Below are 5,064 nucleotides of genomic sequence, written 5' to 3'. Positions count from 1 at the left end.
GGCGGCCGTCCTACCCAACCCCCGGGAATGGAGTGCAGCCAGCCCTCCAGCCCATGTCCAGCGCCGCGCCTCCTGGATTCAGAATCAATCCCGACAACTGGGTGGCGGACATTACCTGCGCGAGATGCAGAAGGGCAAGCCGCTGCCCGAGTGGCTGAGCCTGCGTTACTGGCGCAACCGGCTCGACGTCTGAACTGGCGACCGTCCCTAGCGGCCGCCCTGCAGACCAAACATGATCGAATGGGCTTCCTCGCCGCTGACCGCCACCACAACACCCGGTCGCCCATACACCCAGGCCTGGTTGCCCTCGCTGACATCCATGCGCATATCCGGCTCGCCCAGTGTGGCGATAATGCGCTGAACGCTGACCGGTTCGGATGGAATCAGACTGACTCGTTCAACGGGCTGACCCGCCAGGGCCGCACCTACTGACGGTGATACGGACTGATCACGCATACCCGGTTGCCAGTCCTGCGCCTTGACCAGACTTTCAGTGCGCTGCGCATCCAGCGTGATGACTGCCTGCAGACGCCAGTTGAGGTCATCGCTCTGCATGACATAGCGGCTGACCAGGAGTGGCTCGTCCTCGACACTGATCATCCACAGACGACCAATGCCCAGGGGGGCATCGACGCTTGCAAGTACCAGTTCACCCTCACGCAGGGGCGTCCAGATACTCTGCTCGTAGCGGCCCAGCCACTGCATAGGCTCGGGCTCGCGTTGATCCATGATCCAGGAACCGAGAGCAAACAGACCGATGACTACCAGACTGAAAAGGGTGGCCATGCCGGCACGGGGGCGGAAACTCATTCTATGCTCCTGACAGAGTATTATTAGAGCCGGGATTATGCAGGTTGAGACGCCGGGGGGCCAGAAACGCGAAAGGCACCCCGAGGGATGCCTTTAGGTTACCAACCACCTGAATGTCGGAATCAGGCTGCTGATTCGCTATCGAGATTCTTCTTCAGCTTGTTCATCGCGTTCTTTTCCAGCTGTCGAATACGCTCGGCAGAGACCTGATACTTGGCCGCCAACTCATGCAGGGTGGCTTTTTCTTCAGCCAGCCAGCGTTGATAGAGGATATCGCGGCTGCGCTCATCGAGCTGTTCCAGCCCGTTCTGCAGCTGAGCAACCGAGCTGTCGGTCCAATTTGCGGACTCCAGCTGTGTAGCCGGATCGTAGCGCTTGTCTTCCAGGTAATGCACTGGCGCGTAGGCCACGGCATCGTCGTCATCGTCCTGGGCACCGTCAAAGCCGAGATCCTGGCCGTAAAGCCGGCTCTCCATTTCACGCACTTCGCGGGTAACCACACCCAGATCGGCGGCTACTGCCTTGACTTCATCTTCAGACAGCCAGGACAATTTCTTCTTGGCACTGCGCAGATTGAAGAACAACTTACGCTGGGCCTTGGTCGTGGCCACCTTGACGATGCGCCAGTTGCGCAGGATGAACTCGTGGATTTCGGCCCGAATCCAATGCACTGCGAAGGACACCAGGCGCACACCCATTTCGGGGTTGAAGCGCTTGACTGCCTTCATCAGACCGACGTTACCTTCCTGCACCAGGTCTGCCTGGGCCAGGCCATAACCCGAGTAGCTACGCGCGATGTGCACGACAAACCGCAGGTGTGACATAACCAGCTGACGTGCCGCTTCCAGATCTTCGTTGTAGAACAAACGATCAGCCAACTCCCGCTCCTCTTCAACACTGAGGATCGGAATTCTGCTCACCGTCTGAACATAAGCCTCCAGGTTCGCACCCGGGACCAGATTATGCATAGGCTGCAGGGCAGTGCTCATGTTTGTACTCCAAAAAAATGACAACCGAGTGTATCACTGCCAGATAAGACTGTGAAAGCCCGTCCTAGTTCATTGAACGCTGGCCCTAAGACGGGTTCCCGACGAGCGGCAAGACAGGAAAAACCCGCCCACCTCTGCGCTTATTCGGGCTGAATATCGGCAATATGTCGTCCTACAGCAAGCCAGGCACCGACCAGGCCCAGCAGCATGGCGCCAGCAACCAGGGTCAGGCCGTCGATGAATGGCATGCCGGCCAGCGCAAAATCGCTCTGATAGAGTTCGGCCAGATCACGCACGGTATTATTCAGCCAGCCCATACCGATGGCGAGCAGCAACCAGGCCAACAAACCAGCGAGCAGACCGTACAGTACCCCGATGTAGAGGAACGGCCGGCGCACGAAGGCATCGGTTCCACCCACCAGCTTGATCACCAGGATCTCATCGCGGCGACCCTCGATAGCCAACCGGATGGTATTGATCATGACCAGCAGCAGGGCCAGTACCAACAAGACGGCCAGGCCACCCGTGAAGCGCTCCAGCAACGCCAGAATCCCCGTCAAGCGCTCGATCCAGAGCAGATCAATCTGCACCTGATCAACCCCCTGCAGGGCGGTCAGTTGATCGCGCAACGGCTCAAGCGTGGAGGCGCCGCCCTCGATACTGATCGGCGTTACGATAATCACTGCCGGCAGGGGGTTGTAAGCCAACTGATCCAGGGCATCGCCCATGCCCGAATGCTGTTTGAACTCGGCCAGCGCCAGCTCAGCATCTAGCAGGTGCGCTTTGGATACCTGCTCCAGCGCGCGGACCTCCTCCAGCAAACCTGCGGCGGTCTCTGCCTGCACGTCGTCAGCCAGGTACACCGATAGCTGCGCCGCCCTTTGCCAGTCGACACCCAAACGCTCTACCTGGCCGATCAGCACGGCCAGCCCCATCGGCAGGGCGAGAACGATGGTCATGACCAGAATAGTCATGGCGCTGCTCAAAGGATTGAGGCGCAAACGCTCCAATGCCTGCCGTGCGCTGTCGCGATGGCTGCCAAGCCAGCTGCGCAGCGTGTGTTTCCAGCTATGGCCTGAGCGCGCTGCACCGCTGGGCGCTTTCGCACCCCGTCTGGCTGACACTTTCTGCTTATCGTCAGCCACGGCTATTCACCATCCCGAAGCAGCCGACCCTGATCCAGGGTCAGCATGCGGTGGTCGAGCGTTGCGATCAGAGGCAGATCGTGACTGGCGATAATCACCGTAACCCCGACCCGGTTGAAGTCCTCGAAAAGGCTCATGATCTCTGCCGACAAGGCAGGGTCAAGGTTACCGGTCGGTTCGTCGGCCAATAGCAGAGCTGGCTTGTGAACAACAGCGCGGGCCACACCGACCCGTTGCTGCTCACCGCCGGACAAAGCTATGGGATACAGATTTTCCTTGCTCAGCAAGCCGACTTTGTCGAGCGCCGCGCGCACCCGCCGCCCGACTTCACCCGGGGACGTGCCGTTGATGATCAGTGGCAGAGCGACGTTATCGAATACCGTGCGGTCAAATAACAGCTGATGGTTCTGGAACACCACACCAACCTGACGACGCAGATAGGGGATGTCATCTCCGCTGAGCTCTCGCAGGTTCTGTCCACCTACATGCACCTGACCGGCGCTCGGGCGCTCCATGCACATGATCAATTTGAGCAAAGTACTTTTGCCCGCCCCGGAGTGGCCGGTGATGAAGACCATCTCACCAACTTTTATATGAAAGCTCAGGTTATCCAGGCCCATGTGACCATTGGAATAACGCTTGCTGACCTGCTCGAACCGAATCATGGTCTACTCACGCCCAAACAGTGCCTTGACGAATTCCGGGGCAGTAAAGGGCCGCAGGTCGTCTATCTTCTCGCCCACACCAATAAACCGGATGGGCAAGCCGAACTGTTTTGCCAGGGCAAAGATAACGCCACCCTTGGCGGTACCATCAAGCTTGGTCAGCACCAGCCCGCTGAGACCTACCGCCTGGTCGAACAACTTGGTCTGGGAGATGGCGTTCTGACCAGTACCGGCGTCCAGTACCAGCAGAATCTCATGGGGCGCGTCGGGATCGAGCTTGCTCATTACCCGCTTGACCTTTTTCAGCTCGTCCATGAGGTTGTCTTTGTTGTGCAGTCGGCCAGCGGTGTCGGCGATAAGCACATCGACACCCCTCGATTTGGCCGCCTGCAGGGCGTCAAATACCACCGAGGCCGAATCGGACCCGGTATGCTGCGCCACCACCTGAATATTGTTGCGCTCGCCCCACACCTGCAACTGTTCAACTGCCGCGGCCCGGAAAGTATCACCTGCGGCCAGCATGACGCTGCGGCCTTCACTCTGCAGGCGCTTGGCCAGCTTGCCGATGGTCGTGGTCTTGCCCACACCATTGACACCCACCACCAGAATCACGAAAGGCTTCTTCTCGGGGGTGATGACCATCGGCTTGGCGACATCGGCAAGCAATGTTTCCAGCTCGTCCTGCAATGCCCGGTACAAGGCCTTGCGATTGGACAGCTGGCGGCGACGCACGCGTTGTTGCAGCGACTCCATGATCAGCGTGGCAGCCTCGATGCCCACGTCGGCCATCAAAAGCCGGGTTTCCAGCTCCTCGAGCAGCTCGTCGTCGATATCCTTCTCGCCGAGGAACATGTTGGCCATGCCCTCACCCAGATTGACACTGGTCTTGGACAGGCCGGCTTTCATCCTCGCCAGGAAGCTACCTGCAGGCGGCTCGGCTTCCTGGGGCTCAGGTTCAGGCTCTGCTTGCGCCTGACCCAGGCCGGAAAAAAGAGATTGTGCTACTTCACGCGCGGCTTCGTCGCTGTTCTGTGGCAAGGCCTCTGGCGGGGCAGCCGACTCAGCTTCGGTATTTTCGTTCTTGCGCCGACCCCAACCAAACAATCCCTTTTTCTCGGGCTTGTTGCCATCCTCGGCAGCTTTGGGGGTAGCGGATTGCTCTGACTTGTCTTTGGAACCAAACATTGACTTTCACTATCTAGGATCGGGCAGCGGGTGTTTGACCGCCGCATTGAAGGTTGGGTTATCCTACCCCACTTCCGCCACAGGCGGTACGTTCCTACAGGATGCTTGCATGCTACAGCTGAAAGCCGCTTTCACGTCACTTCTCCTGGTCATCACCTGCCTCCCGGCTCTTGCCCAGGAGCCACGCCAGGCCACCCAAGAGTTCCATCTGGACAACGGACTGAAGGTGATAGTTCGCGAAGACCACCGCGCACCGGTGGTGGTATCCCA

General features: G+C 59.0%; 5 protein-coding genes and 2 pseudogenes. 2 read left to right on the top strand and 5 right to left on the bottom strand.

Annotated features, from left to right (window positions below):
* Nucleotides 1-193: pseudogene (locus tag AAC076_RS17120) on the top strand (hypothetical protein); the annotation flags it as partial.
* 14 nt (nucleotides 194-207) lie between these two features.
* Here the strand turns inward: AAC076_RS17120 and AAC076_RS17115 are convergent.
* From AAC076_RS17115 to ftsY, 5 genes are all read right to left on the bottom strand, one after another.
* Nucleotides 208-810, bottom strand: a complete 603-nt coding sequence (locus AAC076_RS17115) for a hypothetical protein (protein WP_339848033.1) — start codon at nucleotides 808-810, stop codon at nucleotides 208-210.
* A 122-nt stretch (nucleotides 811-932) separates the two neighbouring features.
* Nucleotides 933-1,799 (bottom strand): RNA polymerase sigma factor RpoH, encoded by an 867-nt coding sequence (rpoH, locus tag AAC076_RS17110; RefSeq protein ID WP_339848032.1) that lies wholly within the window; start codon nucleotides 1,797-1,799, stop codon nucleotides 933-935.
* Between the two features lie 140 nt (nucleotides 1,800-1,939).
* Nucleotides 1,940-2,944 carry a permease-like cell division protein FtsX gene (ftsX, locus tag AAC076_RS17105; RefSeq protein ID WP_339848029.1) on the bottom strand — a complete coding sequence of 335 codons (1,005 nt, stop codon included), beginning with the start codon at nucleotides 2,942-2,944 and terminating at the stop codon, nucleotides 1,940-1,942.
* Nucleotides 2,945-2,946: 2 nt separating this feature from the next.
* A complete protein-coding gene (ftsE, locus tag AAC076_RS17100) occupies nucleotides 2,947-3,609 on the bottom strand; it encodes a cell division ATP-binding protein FtsE (protein ID WP_339848027.1) in 663 nt (220 codons plus the stop codon).
* Nucleotides 3,610-3,612: 3 nt separating this feature from the next.
* On the bottom strand, nucleotides 3,613-4,794 hold the full coding sequence (ftsY, locus tag AAC076_RS17095) for a signal recognition particle-docking protein FtsY (RefSeq protein ID WP_339848025.1): 1,182 nt from the start codon (nucleotides 4,792-4,794) through the stop codon (nucleotides 3,613-3,615).
* A 109-nt stretch (nucleotides 4,795-4,903) separates the two neighbouring features.
* On the opposite strand from ftsY, the pseudogene AAC076_RS17090 reads away from it, so the two are divergent.
* A pseudogene (locus AAC076_RS17090) lies at nucleotides 4,904-5,064 on the top strand (insulinase family protein); the annotation flags it as partial.

The sequence above is a fragment of the uncultured Halopseudomonas sp. genome (genome assembly GCF_963977355.1).
Taxonomy (GTDB): Bacteria; Pseudomonadota; Gammaproteobacteria; order Pseudomonadales; family Pseudomonadaceae; genus Halopseudomonas.
Note: the sequence above shows the minus strand (reverse complement) of the source record. Positions and strands in the feature narration are given on the sequence as shown.

What these genes read in the sequence shown, in the direction of transcription:
- AAC076_RS17115 (WP_339848033.1), bottom strand. Translation starts at nt 810, where the DNA reads ATGAGTTTCCGCCCCCGTGCCGGCATGGCCACCCTTTTCAGTCTGGTA.
- rpoH (WP_339848032.1), bottom strand. Translation starts at nt 1,799, where the DNA reads ATGAGCACTGCCCTGCAGCCTATGCATAATCTGGTCCCGGGTGCGAAC.
- ftsE (WP_339848027.1), bottom strand. Translation starts at nt 3,609, where the DNA reads ATGATTCGGTTCGAGCAGGTCAGCAAGCGTTATTCCAATGGTCACATG.
- ftsY (WP_339848025.1), bottom strand. Translation starts at nt 4,794, where the DNA reads ATGTTTGGTTCCAAAGACAAGTCAGAGCAATCCGCTACCCCCAAAGCT.